Raw genomic sequence first — 18,480 nt, 5'->3', positions numbered from 1 at the left:
AGGCGTGTACGAATCACTAGCGCGAATCGTAGGGGACCGCACCCCGAATCACTTGTTGCGACTTTTCTCCCAGACACGTGTGTCCAGAAGACCTTGTAAATAGTCCTTGTCGGCCGCATCCCCATCTTCGGATGTGCCCTCGTTCTGTTGCGCCGTCTTGCGCGCCGCTTCCTTTCGCTGCGTGGCCTGCGCCAGCCGCCATGTCATCGCCTCGTCCGCGCCGTCCGCAAAATCCTCCATGGCCTCGACCCGTTCCCGATCCGCGCCGCGGCGGGCCGCAAGTCGGGTAAATGCATCGTGGATGCACGGTCTGGCATGCTCTTGATCTGCCCCCGGCCGGGCGACGGGAGAGATGCGGATTTGGGGCTGAGCGAGAAGGTAATCAAGGGTTTCCTCGCCCAGGGATCGCGACAATTCCTCGAATGCGCCCGGACGGTCCAGCCCGTCGGGCAGCCGAAGCAGGGCACCGGCGATGCGTTCGTGGTCGTCGCGCGACCATGTCATGCCTTCCAAGGCCTCGGCGAAATCGTCGATCAGGCCCGGATGCAGGACAAGACCGGCAAGCCCCACCTGTTCCAGAAGGGTATCCGGCGACAAAGTGCCCTGCGCCAGCGGCGAGGCGCGCGTTGCCGTCGCAGCGGGCTGCGGCAGGGACGCACGGCCCCGGAACTGGCCCTTGGGAACCCACGGCCGGCGCGCCGGCGCCTTTTGCACATAGGCGCGCGGGGCATCTTCGGGCGGCGGGCCCGGATCGGGCGGCATGTCCGGCACGGGGTCCGGCAGGGGGGCCATGGGGGCATCGCGCGGCAGGCCGAACAGATCCGCCCGCAGGCGCGCGACTTCCTGTCCGTAGTGGCGGCGCAGGCTGCTGTCGGCGATCTTGCCCAGCAGGGCGCGCAGGGACTGGTCCAGCATCGCGCGGCGTTCGGGGCTGTCGAAGACCTTGTCCTCGGTCTCGCGCGACCAGAGCAGCGACAGCATGGGCCGCGCGCCGTCGAGGACGGATTGCATCGCGCCGCGTCCCTTGGCCCTGATCAGGTCATCGGGATCCATGCCTTCGGGCAGAATGGCAAAGCGCAGCGATTGACCGGCCGCGATGAGGGGCAGGGCAAGGTCCGCAACCCGCAGGCCCGCCTTCTGGCCCGCCGCATCTCCGTCGAGGGCGATCAGGGGTTCGGGCGTCACCTTCCACATCATCTGAAGCTGGCGTTCCGTCACGGCGGTGCCGAGCGGGGCGACGCAGGATTCGAACCCGGCCTGATGCAGGGTGATCACGTCCATGTAGCCTTCGGCCACGACAAGCGGTGCCCCCTTGCCGGCCGCCGCACGGGCGGACCGCAGGTTGTAGAGATTGGCGCCCTTGTCGAACAGCTCCGTCTCGGGCGAGTTCAGGTACTTGGCGGGCGAATTGGGGTTCATCGCCCGCCCGCCGAAGCCGATCACCCGTCCGCGCGGATCGCGGATGGGAAAGATGATGCGGTTGATGAAACGATCCCGGCGCCGTCCGTCGTCATCCGTCAGGGCCAGACCGGCCCCTTCGATCAGGTCCCAACTGATTCCCTTGCCCTCCAACGCCGTCAGCAGGGCGTCGGACGTCTTGGGCGCAAAACCGATCTCGAAAGTGTCCAGCGTCGCCGCGTTCAGCCCCCGGCGGTCGAGGTAGGCGCGCGCGTCGGAGGCCGCGCCCGTCGACAACTGCAGCCGGAACCACCTCGTCGCCTCCTCCGTGACCTTGGCAAGCTCAGTCCGCCGGTCGGAGCGTTCGGCCGCCTTCGGGTCGCGGGCGGGCATCGGCATGCCGGCTTCGCGGGCAAGGATCTCGACCGCTTCAATGAAGCTGACGTTCTCGGTTTCCTGTACGAACTTGAATACGTTGCCTTTGGCCTGACAGCCGAAGCAGTAGTAGTATCCCTTGTCGTCCAGCACATGAAAACTGGCTGATTTTTCCTGATGGAACGGGCAGGGGGCCCACCAGTCGCCGCGCGCCTGGTTGGTCTTGCGCATGTCCCAGACGACCTTCTTGCCGACCACGTGGGACAGGCTGAGGCGCGAGCGCAGATCGTCGAGAAAACTGTCAGGAAGACGCATCAGATGAATATCGGGCCGCGATGCGGCGGAGTCCAGATGTGCCTTTTTTCCGCCTTAAAAAGATCGAACTGTCGACTTGATGCTTGCAATTCTTTGACACACCTTCTATGCAAAGACGGGTTTGTAAATTTGTTGAAGAGTGCACGGGCAGTTGCCCACCATAGCGCCGGGATCCATGTGATCCCGGCGCTATTATATTTTCGGGATGGCACGGCAAGTCCCGCAGCATCCCGGAATGCGTCGTCGTCACGTCAGGACAATGGCGGTCGGTTGCGTCAGAGGTCCGCGCGCGCGGTGACGGCACGCATGGCGCGCGTGATATCGTGCACCGCCGTCCCCGTCATCGACCGGAACACGAGGATGTCAAATCCGTCGAGGGCGGTGCGGTGAAACACCGCGTTCATGTGGCTCAGCAGGCTGCGTGCAACATGTCCCGGACGGAAGATTGCCGGGTTCAGGTCCAGTGGCGTCAGCCGGGCCAGACCCTCGGCGGACTGGGGGCCAGCAAGGTGCAGGACGGCCCAGGCGTCGGATTGATCGGTCATCGCGACGGCCGACTGCGGGTCCGGTCGCGGGCCCAGCAGCAGGGCCTGATTGCGTCCCGACCACAGCAGCACCCCGCCCATGGTGCGCAGCGCCCGGTTCGGTTTGGGCAAGGTCCCCTCGGCCCCCCGCAGCAGCATCAGCGAGGTGATCGCATCGGGCCGGATTTCGGTCAGGGTCAGGGTGCCGTGACTGATGGGCAGAAGCCCTTCGGCAGGGGATCGGGCGGTCAGGTTAGCCACGGGCGCGTCCTCCGGTCGGGTCGAAGTGCACGGGGTCGCAAACCTCCACCTCGCATCGGTGATCGCGCACATGATCGACGAGGTGCAGACGCTCCCCGTGCCGCGCCCGTCCATTCAGCACGAAACCGAGGGCGATGTGGCTTTCCAGTGCGGGCGACCAGCAGGGAGAGGTGACATAGCCCTGATCGTTGGCACGGGTCACGGCATCCCCGGTGTTGAACAGATGTGCGCCCGCCGTGATCCGGGTCTTCGGGTCGACAGCGCGCAGGCCGACCAGTTCCTCGCGATCCGCCAACAGGGCGGGGCGGCGGCTGGCATCCTTGCCGATGCAATCCTTCTTGGCGGAAATCATCCGGTCCATCCCGATATCGAAGGCCGAGACGCGGCCCGTGATCTCGCTGTGCGTGATGAAGCCCTTCTCGATCCGCAGGACGTTCAGCGCCTCCATCCCGTAGGGGCCGCCGTCCAGCGCCTCGGCCCGCGCGACGAGATCCCGCCACAGGGCGGCGCCAAAGCGGCTGGGCACCGCGATCTCGTAGGCGTGTTCGCCGCTGAAGCTGATGCGGAACAGGCGTCCCGGAACGCCGTGGACCGTGATCTCGCCGCAGGCCATGAAGGGGAAGGTGTCGTCTGTCACGTCTTCGGCCACGATGGCGCGGATCAGGTCGCGCGCCTTCGGGCCGGCAACGGAAAACTGGCCCCAGGCTTCGGTGGTCGAGATGATCGCCACGTCCCATTCCGGGTGCAGGCATTGGGTCACGAATTCCAGATGGCGCATCACCTGTCCGGCGGCGGCGGTCGTGGTGGTCATCACGTAATGATCGGGTCCAAGCCGCGCGGTGGTGCCATCATCCATCACCAGCCCGTCTTCGCGCAGCATCAGGCCATAGCGCGCGCGCCCCTGTTTCAGGGTCGAGAACATGTTCGTGTAGACGAAATCGAGCAGGGCCGCGGCATCCGGCCCCTGTATGTCGATCTTGCCCAGCGTGCTGACGTCTGCCACGCCCACGGTATTGCGCACCATCGCCGCCTCGCGCGTGCAGGCGGCCAGCCAGTCTTCGCCCGCTTTCGGGAACCAGCCGGGGCGATACCACAGACCGGTTTCGATCATCGGCGCGCCCCGGTCACGCATCGCGGGGTCGGAGGTCGTGCGGCGTTCGGGGGCGAACCCCTCACCGGTCGCACCCGCGCCCATCGCGCTGATCGGCACGGGGACGAACGGCGGGCGGAATGTCGTGGTGCCCGTTTCGGGAATGCCGCGCCCGGTTGCATCGGCCAGAACGGCCAGCGCCGCGACATTCGATGTCTTGCCCTGATCCGTCGCCATCCCCTGCGTGGTGTAGCGTTTCATGTGTTCGACGGATGCGAAGTTTTCGCGCGCCGATTGACGGATGTCCTTGACCGTCACGTCGTTCTGCAGGTCGATCCATGCGCGATGCCGCGCGGTGTCCGGCGCGGCCACGGCCAAGGGGGCAATCTGTGCAGCGGGGGCGGCATCCGCATCCGGTAAGTCCACGCTGACCGATTTGGCGCCCATGGTGGCAAGGGCGTCCTTGGTGGCGGATATCCCTGTTTCCAGCGCCTCGGCCGTCGAGAACGCGCCGGCGGCGGCCCCCGCGACGACCATGCCGGGCACCGCGTCGGGGGTCGGCAGGAATGTCGCCAGATCCGCATCCCAGACCGGCCGCCCCCCGAGGTGGCAGGTCAGGTGCAGCGTCGGGTTCCAGCCCCCCGACACGGCCAGAACGTCGCAGTCCACGCGCCGGGTGCCGTCCTTGGTGCGGATGGTCACGCCCGTCAGGCCAAGATGCCCGGTCGTGCGGATCACCTCGCCCCTGATGGTGTCATGACCGGGTGCTGCGTCCCTCGGGTCGATGACGGCGGCAACCTCGACCCCGGCGGCGCGCAGGTCCGCGGCGGTGCGGTGGCCATCGTCGCAGGTCGTGAACACCGCGACGCGCCTGCCCGGCACGACGCCCCAGCGGTGCAGATAGGACCGCACGGCCGACGCCAGCATGATGCCCGGTCGGTCGTTCATCGGAAAGGCGATCGATCGTTCCAGCGCACCGGCGGCAAGGATGCAGCGCCGCGCCGCGATCCGCCAGAAGCAGTCGCGCGGCAGGTCGGGGTGCGGGGTCGCGACATGATGGCTGACCCGCTCGAGCGCGCCATAGGTGCCGCCATCGTAGGCGCCGGTCACGGTCGTCCGCGTCAGGATGCGCACACCGGCGGCGGACAGCTTCGCGGCCATCGCCTCGGCCCAGACAGGACCGGGCTGACCATCGACGATTTCCGCCTCGGACAGAAGACGCCCGCCGAGACGGTCACCCTCCTCGACGAGGATGACCTCGGCACCCGCGCGCGCGCCGGACAGCGCCGCCATGATCCCGGCGGGGCCACCGCCCACGACCAGCAGGTCGCAATGCGCGAAGGCCTTTTCCTGTGTCCACGGATCGGCCTGCCCGGACAGGGCCCCGAGGCCCGCCGCGCGCCGGATGACCGGTTCATACAGTTTTTCCCAAGCGGCCTTGGGCCACATGAAGGTCTTGTAGTAGAAACCCGCCCCGAGGACCGGCGCCACGAGGTCGTTGACCTGCATCGCGTCGTATTTCAGCGAGGGCCAGGCATTCTGACTGCGTGTCTCCAGCCCGTCGAAGACCTCCTGCACGGTTGCGCGGGTGTTCGGCACGGCCTGAGCGCCCGCATGCGTGGTGATCAGGGCGTTGGGTTCCGCTGAATCGGCGGTCAGGGGGCCGCGCGGACGGTGATACTTGAAGCTGCGCCCCATCAGACGGATGTCATTGGCCAGAAGGGCCGAGGCGACGGTATCGCCGTGAAAGGCCTCGATGGGCTGGCCGTCGAAGGTAAACCGCAATGGGCGGCTGCGGTCGATCAGGCCCTTGTCGGCAAGCCTCATGTCGCCTCCCCTCGCGCAAGGCGCACCGACAGGATGTCGTGGGTCACGGTGTCCCGCTCCACCAGCAACCATGCGCCGCATCCGGCCTCATGCTGCCACAGGTCGCGGGTCAGGCCCGCCGGATTGTCGCGGTTGTGCAGGTAGTCGTCCCAGTCGGCGACCGGCGCCCCGGCGTCGGGGCGGGCAAGATAGGTTTCGTGGCCCATGTAGTAGAATTCCCGCCGGTCGCGGTCGCCGCAGAGGGGGCATTTCAGGCGCATGTCGGGTCCCTCAATGCAGGTTGTGCTGGCTGCCGGTCGATTCCTCGTCGATCAGGTCGCCGCGGGCGAACCTGTCGAGACGGAACCGCGCGGCGGGCGCGTGGTGGGTGTCGGTCGCGATCAGATGGGCAAAGCTGAAGCCCGAGCCGGGGACGGCCTTGAACCCGCCATAGCACCAGCCCGCATCGAGATAGAGGCCGCCGATGGGCGTCTTGTCGATGATGGGCGATCCGTCCGGCGTCATGTCCATGATGCCGCCCCAGCTGCGCAGCATCCGTGCCTGACCGATCATCGGCATCAGGGCCATCCCCGCCTCCATCACGTGTTCGGCCATGGGCAGGTTCCCCCGCGCGGCATAGCTGGCGTAGAAGTCGAGATCGCCACCGAAGACGAGGCCGCCCTTGTCCGACTGGCTGATGTAGAAATGCCCCATCCCGAAGGTCACGACGCTGTCGATCAGCGGCTTCAGCCCCTCGGTCACGAAGGCCTGCAGGATATGGCTTTCGATCGGCAGGCGCAGGCCGGCCATGGCGGCCACCTGAGAGGATCGGCCGGCGACGACGATGCCGACCTTCTTGGCGCGGATGGCCCCGCGCGTCGTCTGCACGCCCGTCACCCGGCCGCCGTCGATGTCGATGCCCGTCACCTCGCAGTTCTGGATCAGGTCGACGCCGCGCATGTCGGCCCCGCGGGCATAGCCCCAGGCGACCGCATCATGCCGCGCGGTGCCGCCGCGACCGTGGTAGAGTGCGCCGAGCACCGGGAACCGCGCGTTATCGTGATCGAGGTAGGGCAGGGCATCGCGCACAGCATTCCGGTCCAGCAATTCGGCATCGTCGCCCTGATTGATCATGGTGTTGCCGCGCCGCGCGTAGGCGTCCCGCTGGCCGTCCGAATGGAACAGGTTGTAGACGCCGCGCTGGGACATCATCGCGTTGTAGTTCAGCTCCTGCTCCAACCCTTCCCAAAGTTTGAGGGAATGGGAGTAGAATTCGGAGTTGCCGGGCATGCCGTAATTGGCGCGCACGATGGTGGTGTTGCGCCCGACGTTGCCACCGCCGAGATAGCCCTTTTCAAGGACGGCAATGTTGGTCAGCCCGTGTTCCTTGGCAAGGTAGAACGCCGTGGCCAGACCATGTCCGCCACCGCCGATGATGATGATGTCGTATTCCGTCTTGGGCTGGGGCGAGCGCCAGTGCGGCGTCCACCCCTTGTTGCCGGTCAGGCCCTGTCTGATGATTTCCAAGGCGCTGAAACGCATGCGTGTCTCCGTCCATTCAGACGTAGACTAGACACCTGCACGGTGGGGGCAATCCCCGTTGGCGACATCGCCCGGTCGGTCCGCGACGAGCGCGGTGCACCGGACTGGCCCCGTCGCCTGGCTGCCCTGTTAGGGACAGCGAGGGGTTTTGCCTGGCGCGCCGGACCCCGCAGCCGCCCGGGCGCGGATCATCTAGCTCGGGGCGGGCACGCTGGCGTCGTAGTCGAGGCGCGCGGCATAGCGCTGTCGGGTCGGCACGAAGCGCATTTGCGTGCGGGCAAACAGGCCGACATTGAACGCGGGTTCATAGTCGTTGAAGCTTTCGACGACGACGATCCGTTCATTGTCCAGAAGGGTGGGCACCTGCGCGGCGACGCTGCCCAGAGTGGCTGTGGTCAATTGCGTGCTGCCGTCGGTGCCATAGGACCAGACGACCTCCAGCGACCCTGAAACGCGGCGTATCTCGCTGAACCGCAGGCGGGTTGCCCCTTCGGAGAAGGTTATCGTCTCGTAAAGGTCGTGCAGCCCCTCGAAATCGACCGCGGTCACCGTGCCTTCCTCGCGGGAAAGCAGATCGCCGATGGCGTAGGTCGCCTTGGTGATGACCGCTTCGCGGCGGTAGGCGTCGAAATAGCTGAACGCGCCGATGTACATGATCATCATGATCGGCAGCATGATTGCCGCTTCGATGGACATGGCCGCGGTCTCGGCCCGCAGGAAACGAACCAGCGGGGCAGGTACATTGAACATGCGGCAGTAGCGTGCGGGTATCGTCATCGCGCCCTCCTCAGACCGGTTCCACGACGAAGGCGGTGGCCGCGACGATGCGCATGCTGCTTCCGTCGACGTCCGTGACCAGCTGAGTTCCGAGGCCCGCGCCCGGCATGAACGGATCGACGGCAAAACAGGCGCGCATCAGGATCAGCTTGCTGGCACGGTCCGCCTCGAACTCGGCGGCCGGGGTCACCGACGTTTCGCGGTTCACGCAAGGCTGCGCGGTCGAGGGCAAATCGTAGGTCACGGTATCGATTTCCTGCAACTCGACCAGCAGGTTCGTTTCGCAATCGGGCAGGATCTTGGCAATCGCGCAGACCTCGTTGCGCAAGGCGTTCTGGCTGACGGTCGACCGGCTGTCGAGGCGAACCTGGCGCACGGCGACATCGACCCCGCGTTCGAGCATCACCTGCCGCGACAACAGCAGCGATGCCTCGAACGACGACAGGAACACCGCAAGAAATACAGGCAGCAGGATCACGAATTCGACCGTGGCGGCGCCGTCTTCGCGGTTGTCCGGACCGCGCGAGAACACCTGATCCAGCGTGGTCAGTGCCGTGGCGCACCGGGTGGCGAGGCTGCGCAGGATTGGGGCCATGATGCTCACTCCGTCAGCTTGAGGCGGTTGATGGACGCCAGGATGTCGTCGAAGGCCGAGTCGATATCGAGGGTGGCGACATCGAAGAAATTTGCCGCGTTGCCCGGCCCCGCGCAGTCCCGCATGGCCGTCACGCCGCTGGAGGGAGCCTGAAACGCGATCGTGTAGATCGTGATCCCGGCGGTGCGTGCCGCACTGCAGATATCGTCGAGGTTGTCGTCGGCGATGCGTTGGTTGGCGATCACCGTCCACGCGTCGTCGAACTTGTTGCGTGTGGCGCGGTCGGCACCGCTTAGCAGCGTGCTGTCGATGTAGTTTGTCGGCAGGGCGGCGAATACCTCTGCGTAGGACAGCTCGATCGCGTCCGAGCCACCGAACGGCTCCGAGTAGTAGGCATCGAGATGCGAGACCCAGTAGGCGTCGAAGGTGTCCGACCAGATGGAGTAGAACGTCTCCGTCTCTGACGCGTTGCCGTCGCCGTTGAGGTCGGCATCGTAGCCGATCCAGTTGTGGCGGGCTTCCTGCTTCCACCAAGCGTTTCCGTTGTCGGTATTCCCGTTGTTCCAATCCACGCCGTCGTCATCGTCATCGTCATCGTCATCATCGTCATTGCCACCGATGCTGCCGCCCACGCTGCTGGGCGCGGTCAGGCCGGCACGATACACGAAGACGCCGGATGGCCCGTCTTTCAGCGCGTCGAGCAGGTCCCATTGCGTCGTGTTGACGCCGTCCGTCATGACCACAAGCACCTTGCGGACACCTTCCGTGCCATAATCAAAGGGGCGGCCGCCCAGATCCGCAGACACGAGGCCATCGGAAATCATGTCGGCCATGGGCGCGCGCAGGCTGGGGTCCAGCATCAGGGCGCCGACCTTCACGCCAAGGTCCATCGCCGTCCAGTCCCCGGCGCCGAGGCCCTGAATGGCCGTCTGCAGGTTGGTAATGTTGTTGGACCACGGCGTCACCGCACCATAGTTCGTCAATTCGCAGTTCGGGTCCTCGACCTCGCCCGGGCGGTTCCTGTTGCCGGTGTTCTTGTCGAAGTGGCCCATGCGTTGCAGAACGGTCCCTGCCTCAATGCCGGTGGTGCGGAATTCGGCGTCCGAGAAGACGACACAATGCGACATCGAATGTTCGTTCGACATCGGCAGGTATCCGGCCAGCGTCGCGCCTAGGTTCACGCGGTCGTTGTAGGGCACGAGCGAGATGGAGGTCAGTTCCTCGCGCCCGGCAAGAAGCTCGGCGACGAAATCGGAGGCCGCGGTCCGCAGGTTCCGGTTCTTGGTGCCCCCCATGGAGCCGGAGATATCCATCACGAGCGAGACTTCGAGTTCGACCTCTTCCTCCCTCGCCTGGCTGGAGACGGGAAATTCGAGCGTTTCCTGGCCGACCATGCCGAGGAACAGGCTGTCGACCTGGCTGATGCCCGTGACGCTGACGGTCTTGGCTGTGCCGGTATCGGTGGACGTGATCCGGACGCTGTCGGGGTCGATCCCGGCGGCGCTGAGGTAGTCGCGCACGACGGTTGTGCCATCCTGCTCCTGATCGAGGGCGGCGGCGGCCAGAACGGCACGGTCGATCGTGTACTGTACCTGCGCGCGATGCGCTTCGGAACGCATCATGTCGAGGGCAAAGCCACCTGCGACCATCATCATGATAAGGAGCAGAAGCCCGAAGATCGTGAGCGCGCCGTCTTCATTGCGGGCAAACGCCCTGAAGGCGCTATGAAGCGGGCCCGAGATTTTCGGGGGCTTGGAAAACGGCAACATGGTCTTACCCCGGCAAATGATTAACACACACGTCGACATACCGAGTCGATCCGCCGGTTATCCGCGGCCTTTGCGGAAACGGGTCGGCGCGATTGAGGTCAAATCAGGGCAGCGTTCACAAACCCTGAACGATTGACCGCTAGGCCTAGCAACGTTTCGTGAATTGCGGGTTAAGTGGTGGTGGCCCACGGGCGACCGGGCAGCCAATCGGAGGGAGATCGAACATGCAAGGTAAACAGGGCGGCTTTACCGCGTCCGTCAACGCGATGTACGACAAGGCCGTGGGCCTGATGGATCTCAGCCCCGGTCTGGTCGAGAAGATCCGCGTGTGCAACGCCACCTATACGGTCCGCTTCGGTGTGCGCCTGCGGGGCGAGATCCACACCTTCACCGGGTATCGCAGCGTCCATTCCGAGCATATGGAGCCGGTCAAGGGCGGTATCCGCTTTTCCCTCGCCGTCAATCAGGACGAGGTCGAGGCATTGGCGGCGCTGATGACATTCAAATGCGCGTTGGCCGAGACGCCGTTCGGTGGATCGAAAGGGGGGCTCTGCATCGATCCGAACGCGTGGGATGCCCATGAGCTGGAACAGATCACGCGCCGTTTCGCCTATGAGCTGATCAAGCGCGACCTGATCAGCCCCGCGCAGAACGTGCCCGCCCCCGACATGGGCACCGGCGAGCGCGAGATGGCGTGGATCGCGGATCAGTACAAGCGGATGAAAACCACGGATATCAATGGAAACGCCTGCGTGACCGGCAAGCCGCTGAACTCCGGCGGAATTGCCGGGCGGGTCGAGGCGACGGGGCGCGGTGTGCAATACGCCCTGCAGGAGTTTTTCCGTCACCCCGAGGACAAGGGCAAGGCGGGCCTGTCCGGGACGTTGGATGGCAAGCGCGTGATCGTTCAGGGGCTCGGCAACGTGGGCTATCACGCCGCCAAGTTCCTGTCCGAAGAGGACGGCGCCCTGATCACCGGCGTGATCGAACGGGATGGCGCGATCTATTCCGAGGCGGGGCTGCACGTGGATGCGGTGCAGGCGCATATCCGGCAAACGGGCGGGGTTCAGGGATTTCCCGGCGCGACCTATACGGCGGACGGCGCCGCCCTGCTGGAGGCGGAGTGCGACATCCTGATCCCCGCCGCGCTGGAAGGCGTCATCCACGAGAAGAACGCGGTCAACGTACAGGCGCCGTTGATCATCGAGGCCGCCAATGGCCCGGTCACGGCCGAGGCGAACGACATCCTGCTGGCCAAGGGGTGCGTCATCATTCCGGACCTCTATGCCAACGCGGGCGGCGTCACGGTCAGCTATTTCGAATGGGTGAAGAACCTGTCTCACATCCGGTTCGGCCGGATGGAACGCCGGGCCGAGGAAGCGCGCCATCAGCGGCTGGTCGACGAGTTGGAGCGTCTGTCCGCGAACACCGCCGTCCCCTGGAAACTGTCCGACACGTTCAAGCGCGATTACCTGCGCGGGGCCGGAGAGTTGGAGCTTGTGCGGTCCGGCCTCGATGACACGATGCGGGGGGCCTACCGCGCCATGCGCGAAGTCTGGCACGATCGTGGCGATGTCCACGATCTGCGCACGGCGGGATTTGTCGTCGCGATCAGCCGCATTGCGTCCAGCTATCAGGCCAAGGGGTTGTAGCGGCGGTCCGATCCAATGCGCCCCGCGCCGCCCACCCGTCTGATTGCGGGGCGGGGCTGATCAGGGATCCTTCGTCTCGTTCGCGGTCGCCTTCGCCGCGTCGGGATCCTCTCCGAACCGGGTCAGCAGCGCGTTTTCGAGGCCTTGGGAAAGCTCCCGCGCGCGGGCGGTGTATTCGGGATTGTCCGTCACCTTGACGCCCGGTTTCCACAGCTGTGCCAGTTCCAGAAGGGTCTGGCGGTCGTGCTGATAGAAGGCTTCGCGCGCGACATGCGCATCGCTGTCGGACCAGCCGAGCCGTTCGAGGGCATAACGCCCTGCGCGAAGGGAGCTGTCGAACATTTCACGCACGATGTCGCGGGCGCCCGCGCGATACAATTCGTAGACATGGACCCGGTCATAGGCGCGGGCGACGATATGGATGTCGGGGTTCGCGGCCTTGGCCATTTTGGTCAGGCGCACGGCCGCGGCGCGATCGTCCAGCGCGACAACCAGAACCTTGGCCTTGTCCAGGCCGGCCGCCTTGAGCATTTCGGGGCGGGTCGGGTCACCCATGTAGGTCTTGATGCCGAAGGTGCGCAGCAGTTGGATGGTTTCGATATCGCGGTCCAGAACGACGGCGCGCACGCCCGATCCCTGCAGCATGCGATGCACCACCTGACCGAAGCGACCAACCCCGGCGATGATGACTTCGGCGGTCTCTTCGATCGCGTCGTCCGGGATGTCGGGCCCTTTCGACGCGCGGGCCGCGAGGCGTTCGTAAAGGATGAAGAGCAGCGGCGTGAACAGCATCGACAGGGCAATCGCCAGCAGCAGGATGGAGGAAAGCTCGCTGTCGATGACGCCATCGCCCACGGCGACCGAGGTCAGGACGAAACCGAACTCGCCCGCTTGGGCGAGGGACAGGGTGAACAGGATCCGGTCCCGGCCCTGCATGCGGAATGCCAGCGACAGCGCGAAAAGGATCAGCCCCTTGGCGGCAATCAGGCCCGCGACGATGCCCAGGATCATGACGGGCGCGCCGACGAACGTGCCGAAATCGATCCCGGCCCCGACGGTGATGAAGAAGAGGCCCAGCAACAGGCCTTTGAACGGTTCGATGTCCGCCTCGAGCTCGTGCCGGAATTCGGAGTTCGCAAGGACGACCCCCGCAAGGAACGTGCCCAGAGCCGGCGACAGGCCCACCATCGTCATCAGGACGGCAACGCCGATCACGAAGAGAAGCGACACGATGGTGTGCATCTCGCGCAGGCGGGCCTTGCCCGCAAAGCGGAACACCGGGCGGGTCAGGTAGATGCCCCCGAGGATGACACCGGCAACCGCCCCGATGGTCAGGGCCGTCAGGCCCCAGGCCGGCAGGGTATCGACCCAGTGTGTGACATCCGCAAGCATAGTGGCGCTTTCGCCGTCACCCATCGGTGTCTCGGCGGCATGATCATCGCCGCCTGAACGGCCCGACCCCAAAAGGGGCATCAAGGCCAGCATGGGGATGACGACGATATCCTGTGCCAGCAGGACGGAGAACGCCGAGCGTCCGCCCCGCGTCGCGGTCAGCTTCTTTTCCTCCAACGTCTGCATGACGATGGCGGTCGACGACAGGGCAAAGATCATGCCGATGGCCACCGCGACCTGCCACGTCAGGCCCAGAAGATACGCCGCCCCCGCCACCGCCGCCATGGTCAGGGCCACCTGCCCGAGGCCCAGCCCCAACAGGCGGGCGCGCATGTCCCAGAGGGTTCGGGGTTCCAGTTCCAGTCCGATGACGAACAGCATCATCACCACGCCGAATTCCGCGAAATGCTGCAGGCTTTCGGTTTCTGATCCGACAAGCCCGGTCACCGGCCCGATCAGGATCCCCGCGACAAGATACCCAAGCACGGAGCCCAGTCCGAAGCGCACCGCGAGGGGCACGCAGAGCGTTGCTGCGCCAAGATAGATGGCGGCCTGAAAAAGGAAGCTTTCCATGCGGCCAACGCTATTGCAGCCCGGCAATGGGGGCAACGCCGCAACCACGGCGCGCGGCCGATATCAGACGGGCAGGGGGCTGTCGCGCTTGGGCTGATCCATCACGATCTGGCTCTGGACCCGTGCGACGGTATCATGGGGCAGCAGGACGTGATGCACGAGGTCGTTCAAACTGCTCAGGTCCGCGCACCAGACCCGCAAAAGGTAGTCGGCCTCACCCGTCATAGTCCAGACGGAGGTGACGCGCGGCTCCGCCTCGAGCAGGCGCAGGAAGGCGCGGGCACGGTCCGGCGCGTGGCTGGCCATCTGGACCTGAACGAAGGCCTGCACGTCCAGACCCAGACGCACGGGATCGACCCGCGCCACCGTCGCACGGATCACGCCCGACGACTCCAGCCGGGCACGGCGCCGCGCGGCCTGACTGGCCGAAAGGTTCAGCAGGCGGCCAAGCGCCTCTGCCGTCATGGTCGCATCGCGCTGCACGGCCCGCAGCAATGCGCGATCGGTATCGTCCATCGGTCCCTCATTATGCGTGGATCTGGCGTAATAATCTCTCAATGCATCAATTTCACGCGCCAAGCTACGTTGAACCGGCCCCCTTGGCGCACCGCGCGCGCCGTGCCTGCGCTATGCTGTGGCCAAACAAGGAGACACGCCATGGGCCCATTCCCTCACGACGCCCCCTATGCAGAGATCAGCGTCGACAACCCCGCCGGCACCGACGGGTTTGCCTTTGTCGAATTCGCCAGCGACACGCCGCAGGACCTGCGCGATGTGTTCACACGGCAGGGATATGCCCATGTCGCAACCCACCGCAGCCGCGCGATCGAGGTCTGGCAGCAGGGTGACATCAGCTATCTGATCAACGCCGAACCGGGCAGTCACGCGATGGACTTCGTGGCCGAGCACGGACCCTGTGCCCCGGCAATGGGCTGGCGCGTCGCGGATGCGCAGCACGCCTTCGATCATGCGGTCGCGCGCGGGGCGAAACCCTTCGAGGGCGCGAAGTCGATGGATGTCCCCGCCATCTTCGGCATCGGCGGCAGCCTGATCTACTTCATCGATCAATATCGCGACGCATCCCCCTTCAATGCCGAATTCGACTGGATCGCGCAGGCGCATCCCCAAGGGGTCGGGTTCCATTACCTCGATCACCTGACGCACAACGTGCACAAGGGGAACATGGACACGTGGTTCCGCTTTTACGGCGATCTGTTCAATTTCCGCGAGATCCGGTTCTTCGACATTCAGGGCAAGCATTCCGGCCTTCTCAGCCGCGCCTTGACGTCACCTTGCGGCCGCATCCGCATTCCGATCAACGAGGACCGTGGCGAGACGGGACAGATCGTCGAATACCTCAAACGCTACAACGGAGAGGGGATCCAGCACATCGCCGTCGGGGCAAGGGACATCTATGCCGCCGTCGATGCGATTGCCGGGAATGGCGTCCGCTTCATGCCGAAACCGCCAGCCACCTACTACGAGATGAGCCGGGACCGCGTGGCGGGCCACGAGGAGCCGTTGGACAGGATGGAACGGCACGGCATCCTGATCGACGGCGAAGGTGTCGTCGGCGGGGGCGAGACGCGGATCCTTCTGCAGATATTCTCCCGGACTTGCATCGGGCCGATCTTCTTCGAGTTCATTCAGCGCAAGGGGGACGACGGCTTCGGAGAGGGCAACTTCAAGGCGCTGTTCGAATCAATCGAGGCGGATCAGATCGCGCGGGGTGTTCTGGCCGTCGATTGACGGGACGATTCCCGAACGTCAACGCCGCGTCGAACGGGGTCATCGCGGCAACCGGACGCCGTCGCAGCCAAGCAGGACAAGGCGTGCAGGCGCGTTCACCCGGTGACCAATTATATGGCAGGCCAAGAAAAAGTGCTTGCCGAAACCGGTTTCGGAAACAACCTTGGGCTCACAGGGAGGACCCCCAAGGGTGCAGACTGCTACTGGCATAAAACGCGTTCGCGCGGACGGGAAAAGTGCGCGTGTCACCATCGCGCATCTGGCCGCCGAGACGGGGCTGACCAAGGGAACGGTCAGCCGTGCGCTGAACGGCTATCCCGACATCGCGGAGGGCACGCGCGCACGGGTCGAACGTGTTGCTGCCCGCCTCGGGTATCGCCCCATGGCGCAGGCGCAGGCCATCCGGACAGGGCGCGCCAAGGCGCTGGGCCTTGTCATGCAGGTAAGCGAGCATGACGGCCATTCCCCTTTTCTGACCGATTTCCTTGCCGGCGTCACGACAGCCGCCGGTTCCCAGGGGTGGACCCTGACCGTCGCGACCGCGCCGACCGGCGAGGGGATGCGCGACGTTCTGCATTCCCTCGTCGAGGACCGGAAGGCCGACGGTTTCATCCTGCAACGCACACTGCGGCAGGACCCCCGGATCGAGTACCTGCGCGACATGCAGGTGCCCTTCGTCCTTTATGGTCGTTGCGAGGATCTGACCGGCATCAGCTACTATGACATTCGCGGTGGCGCGGCGATGCGTGCCGGGGTGCGGCGGCTGATCGACATGGGGCACCGCGACATCGCCTTCGTCACCAGCGGGTGTGAATACAACTACACCCATCTGCGGACCGAGGGCTTTCTGGCCGCGATGGCCGAGGCCGGCCTCGCGCCGACGGATGTCGTCTGGGACGTGCGGGACCATGCCGGCGGCGTGCGTGCGACGCGTGACCTTCTGGCCCGTGAGGTGCCACCCACCGCGATCGTCTACGTTATCGATCAGGCCGCGCTGGGCGGGTATCGCGCAATCGAAGAGGCGGGGCTGACCGTCGGGGCGGATGTTTCCGTCATGGCCTATGACGGCATTCCCGAAGGGGCCTATGCCAGCCCGCCGCTGACCACCTGGAAGGTCGATACGCGGGCGGCGGGCGCGGCCCTTGCGCGGATGCTGATCGAGCGGATCAAGGGAGAAGCGGAGCCGGAGGCCCTGCGCTGGCTGGCGGACGCGACCCTGCATATCGGCGGCTCGGACGGGCCGCCGGCACGGACTTCGGCGCACTTGCGCCAGAAGATGAATAACCAAAAGGGAGGAACGACATGACGTTTCGCAACACACTGATGACGGCAACCGCCGGTCTGGCGCTGACCGCCGGAATGGCGGGCGCCCAGACACTGCGCATGTGGACGCCGGAGGAGCAGCCGGAGCGCGTCGCGGTACAGGAAGAGGTCGCAGCGGCCTTTACCGCCGAAACCGGCATCGAGGTGGAGATCATTCCGGTCACGGAGAACGATCTGGGCACCCGCGCCACCGCCGCCTTTGCCGCCGGTGACCTGCCGGACGTCATCTATCACACCCTGCAATATGCCGCCCCCTGGGCCGAAGCGGGCATTCTGGACACCGACGCCGCCGGTGACGTGATCGAGAACCTCGGCGCCGACACCTTTGCGCCCGGCGCGCTTGCCATGGCCGGCTATGAGGGCGGGTACACCTCCGTTCCCGTGGACGGCTGGACGCAGATGGTCGTCTATCGCAAGGATCTGTTCGACGAGGCCGGCCTTGAGGCGCCGACGACCTATGCGGCCGTCGAGACCGCGCTGGAAGCCCTGCACAATCCGCCCGAGATGTATGGTTTCGTCGCCGCGACCAAGGTCGACGAAGGCTTCATGAGCCAGGTGCTGGAGCATGTCTTCCTTGCCAACGGCGTCTCGCCCGTCGGGCCCGAGGGTCTGGCCGAGCTGGACGAGACGGCGACCGTCGAGGTGCTGGAGTTCTACAAGGCGATCGCCGAAGCCTCGCCCCCCGGTGACCTCTACTGGAAACAGTCGCGCGAGCTGTATTTTGCCGGACAGGCCGCGATGATCATCTGGTCGCCCTTCATCCTCGACGAACTGGCCGGTCTGCGCGACAGCGCCCCGCCCACCATCACGGATGATCCGACGTCGTCGGAGCTGGCCTCGAAGACGGGCATCGTGACGACCTTCGCCGGTCCGTCGAACCCCGACGGCGCCGCGTGGGGCGACCTGCGCTACATGGGCATCACCTCGGACGCGGACACCGACAATGCGATGGCCTTCGTCGAGTTCCTGATGTCCGACGGCTATGCGCCGATGCTGTCGATGGCGCCCGAAGGCAAGTTCCCCGTGCGTCGCGGTGACGGCACGGATGCCGAGGCCAACGTCAAGGCGTGGCAGGCCCTGCCGGTCGGTGTCGACCGCAAGGCCCCGCTGGCCGACCTGTATGAGGCCAGCATGATCGACGAGATCGTCAGTGGCCTTGATGTCGCACAGCGGTGGGGCGTGGCCGATGGTCAGCTGAGCCTCGCCTCCAAGATCATCAACAGCCAGGTCATCAACCGCCTCGTGCGCGAATATATCGATGGCGAGCGCACGGCGACCGAGACGGTCGCCGCGATGAACGAGGAACTGGCCTCGGTCGAGTAACCCTCCCCGGGCGGGC

At 65.6% G+C, this 18,480-nt stretch carries 14 protein-coding genes; 4 read left to right on the top strand and 10 right to left on the bottom strand.

All coding sequences use genetic code 11. The annotated features are described in order from the left end of the window. Positions 1-48 precede the first annotated feature (48 nt). The 8 genes from dnaG to V6N07_RS05770 form a co-directional block, all read right to left on the bottom strand. Complete coding sequence (gene dnaG, locus V6N07_RS05805) at positions 49-2,088, bottom strand: DNA primase (protein ID WP_371154742.1); 2,040 nt, start codon at positions 2,086-2,088, stop codon at positions 49-51. Between the two features lie 275 nt (positions 2,089-2,363). Further along, positions 2,364-2,873, bottom strand: coding sequence for a sarcosine oxidase subunit gamma (locus V6N07_RS05800; protein ID WP_371154741.1), 510 nt, complete (start codon positions 2,871-2,873; stop codon positions 2,364-2,366). Beyond that, positions 2,866-5,790, bottom strand: a complete 2,925-nt coding sequence (locus V6N07_RS05795) for a sarcosine oxidase subunit alpha family protein (protein ID WP_371154740.1) — start codon at positions 5,788-5,790, stop codon at positions 2,866-2,868. The genes V6N07_RS05800 and V6N07_RS05795 overlap by 8 nt, the downstream gene beginning before the upstream one ends. Next, entirely contained in the window at positions 5,787-6,050 is a 264-nt protein-coding gene (locus tag V6N07_RS05790; protein WP_371154739.1) for a sarcosine oxidase subunit delta, read from the bottom strand. Before V6N07_RS05790 ends, V6N07_RS05795 begins: the two co-directional genes overlap by 4 nt. 10 nt (positions 6,051-6,060) lie before the next feature. Next, complete coding sequence (locus V6N07_RS05785) at positions 6,061-7,311, bottom strand: sarcosine oxidase subunit beta family protein (RefSeq protein WP_371154737.1); 1,251 nt, start codon at positions 7,309-7,311, stop codon at positions 6,061-6,063. Positions 7,312-7,503: 192 nt separating this feature from the next. Further along, positions 7,504-8,088, bottom strand: a complete 585-nt coding sequence (locus V6N07_RS05780) for a TadE/TadG family type IV pilus assembly protein (RefSeq protein WP_371154736.1) — start codon at positions 8,086-8,088, stop codon at positions 7,504-7,506. A 10-nt stretch (positions 8,089-8,098) separates the two neighbouring features. Then, complete coding sequence (locus V6N07_RS05775; protein WP_371154735.1) at positions 8,099-8,683, bottom strand: TadE/TadG family type IV pilus assembly protein; 585 nt, start codon at positions 8,681-8,683, stop codon at positions 8,099-8,101. 5 nt (positions 8,684-8,688) lie between these two features. Next, a complete protein-coding gene (locus tag V6N07_RS05770; RefSeq protein WP_371154733.1) occupies positions 8,689-10,452 on the bottom strand; it encodes a TadE/TadG family type IV pilus assembly protein in 1,764 nt (587 codons plus the stop codon). A 224-nt stretch (positions 10,453-10,676) separates the two neighbouring features. Here V6N07_RS05770 and V6N07_RS05765 point away from each other — a divergent pair, with 224 nt between their 5' ends. After that, complete coding sequence (locus V6N07_RS05765; RefSeq protein ID WP_371154731.1) at positions 10,677-12,104, top strand: Glu/Leu/Phe/Val dehydrogenase; 1,428 nt, start codon at positions 10,677-10,679, stop codon at positions 12,102-12,104. A 60-nt stretch (positions 12,105-12,164) separates the two neighbouring features. Here the strand turns inward: V6N07_RS05765 and V6N07_RS05760 are convergent, their stop codons facing one another. Continuing rightward, positions 12,165-14,069, bottom strand: a complete 1,905-nt coding sequence (locus V6N07_RS05760; RefSeq protein WP_371154729.1) for a monovalent cation:proton antiporter-2 (CPA2) family protein — start codon at positions 14,067-14,069, stop codon at positions 12,165-12,167. Between the two features lie 63 nt (positions 14,070-14,132). Then, on the bottom strand, positions 14,133-14,585 hold the full coding sequence (locus V6N07_RS05755) for an Lrp/AsnC family transcriptional regulator (RefSeq protein ID WP_371154727.1): 453 nt from the start codon (positions 14,583-14,585) through the stop codon (positions 14,133-14,135). 141 nt (positions 14,586-14,726) lie between these two features. On the opposite strand from V6N07_RS05755, the gene hppD reads away from it, so the two are divergent. From hppD to V6N07_RS05740, 3 genes are all read left to right on the top strand, one after another. Then, complete coding sequence (gene hppD / locus V6N07_RS05750) at positions 14,727-15,818, top strand: 4-hydroxyphenylpyruvate dioxygenase (RefSeq protein WP_371154725.1); 1,092 nt, start codon at positions 14,727-14,729, stop codon at positions 15,816-15,818. Positions 15,819-16,008: 190 nt separating this feature from the next. Beyond that, entirely contained in the window at positions 16,009-17,124 is a 1,116-nt protein-coding gene (locus tag V6N07_RS05745; RefSeq protein WP_371154723.1) for a LacI family DNA-binding transcriptional regulator, read from the top strand. Then, positions 17,121-18,464 (top strand): ABC transporter substrate-binding protein, encoded by a 1,344-nt coding sequence (locus V6N07_RS05740; RefSeq protein ID WP_371154722.1) that lies wholly within the window; start codon positions 17,121-17,123, stop codon positions 18,462-18,464. The genes V6N07_RS05745 and V6N07_RS05740 overlap by 4 nt, the downstream gene beginning before the upstream one ends. Positions 18,465-18,480: the final 16 nt, after the last annotated feature.

It is taken from the genome of Jannaschia sp. 2305UL9-9 (assembly GCF_041403465.1).
Classification (GTDB): Bacteria; Pseudomonadota; Alphaproteobacteria; order Rhodobacterales; family Rhodobacteraceae; genus Jannaschia.
Note: the sequence above shows the minus strand (reverse complement) of the source record. Positions and strands in the feature narration are given on the sequence as shown.

What these genes read in the sequence shown, in the direction of transcription:
- dnaG (WP_371154742.1), bottom strand. Translation starts at nt 2,088, where the DNA reads ATGCGTCTTCCTGACAGTTTTCTCGACGATCTGCGCTCGCGCCTCAGC.
- V6N07_RS05795 (WP_371154740.1), bottom strand. Translation starts at nt 5,790, where the DNA reads ATGAGGCTTGCCGACAAGGGCCTGATCGACCGCAGCCGCCCATTGCGG.
- V6N07_RS05790 (WP_371154739.1), bottom strand. Translation starts at nt 6,050, where the DNA reads ATGCGCCTGAAATGCCCCCTCTGCGGCGACCGCGACCGGCGGGAATTC.
- V6N07_RS05785 (WP_371154737.1), bottom strand. Translation starts at nt 7,311, where the DNA reads ATGCGTTTCAGCGCCTTGGAAATCATCAGACAGGGCCTGACCGGCAAC.
- V6N07_RS05780 (WP_371154736.1), bottom strand. Translation starts at nt 8,088, where the DNA reads ATGACGATACCCGCACGCTACTGCCGCATGTTCAATGTACCTGCCCCG.
- V6N07_RS05775 (WP_371154735.1), bottom strand. Translation starts at nt 8,683, where the DNA reads ATGGCCCCAATCCTGCGCAGCCTCGCCACCCGGTGCGCCACGGCACTG.
- V6N07_RS05770 (WP_371154733.1), bottom strand. Translation starts at nt 10,452, where the DNA reads ATGTTGCCGTTTTCCAAGCCCCCGAAAATCTCGGGCCCGCTTCATAGC.
- V6N07_RS05765 (WP_371154731.1), top strand. Translation starts at nt 10,677, where the DNA reads ATGCAAGGTAAACAGGGCGGCTTTACCGCGTCCGTCAACGCGATGTAC.
- V6N07_RS05760 (WP_371154729.1), bottom strand. Translation starts at nt 14,069, where the DNA reads ATGGAAAGCTTCCTTTTTCAGGCCGCCATCTATCTTGGCGCAGCAACG.
- V6N07_RS05755 (WP_371154727.1), bottom strand. Translation starts at nt 14,585, where the DNA reads ATGGACGATACCGATCGCGCATTGCTGCGGGCCGTGCAGCGCGATGCG.
- hppD (WP_371154725.1), top strand. Translation starts at nt 14,727, where the DNA reads ATGGGCCCATTCCCTCACGACGCCCCCTATGCAGAGATCAGCGTCGAC.
- V6N07_RS05740 (WP_371154722.1), top strand. Translation starts at nt 17,121, where the DNA reads ATGACGTTTCGCAACACACTGATGACGGCAACCGCCGGTCTGGCGCTG.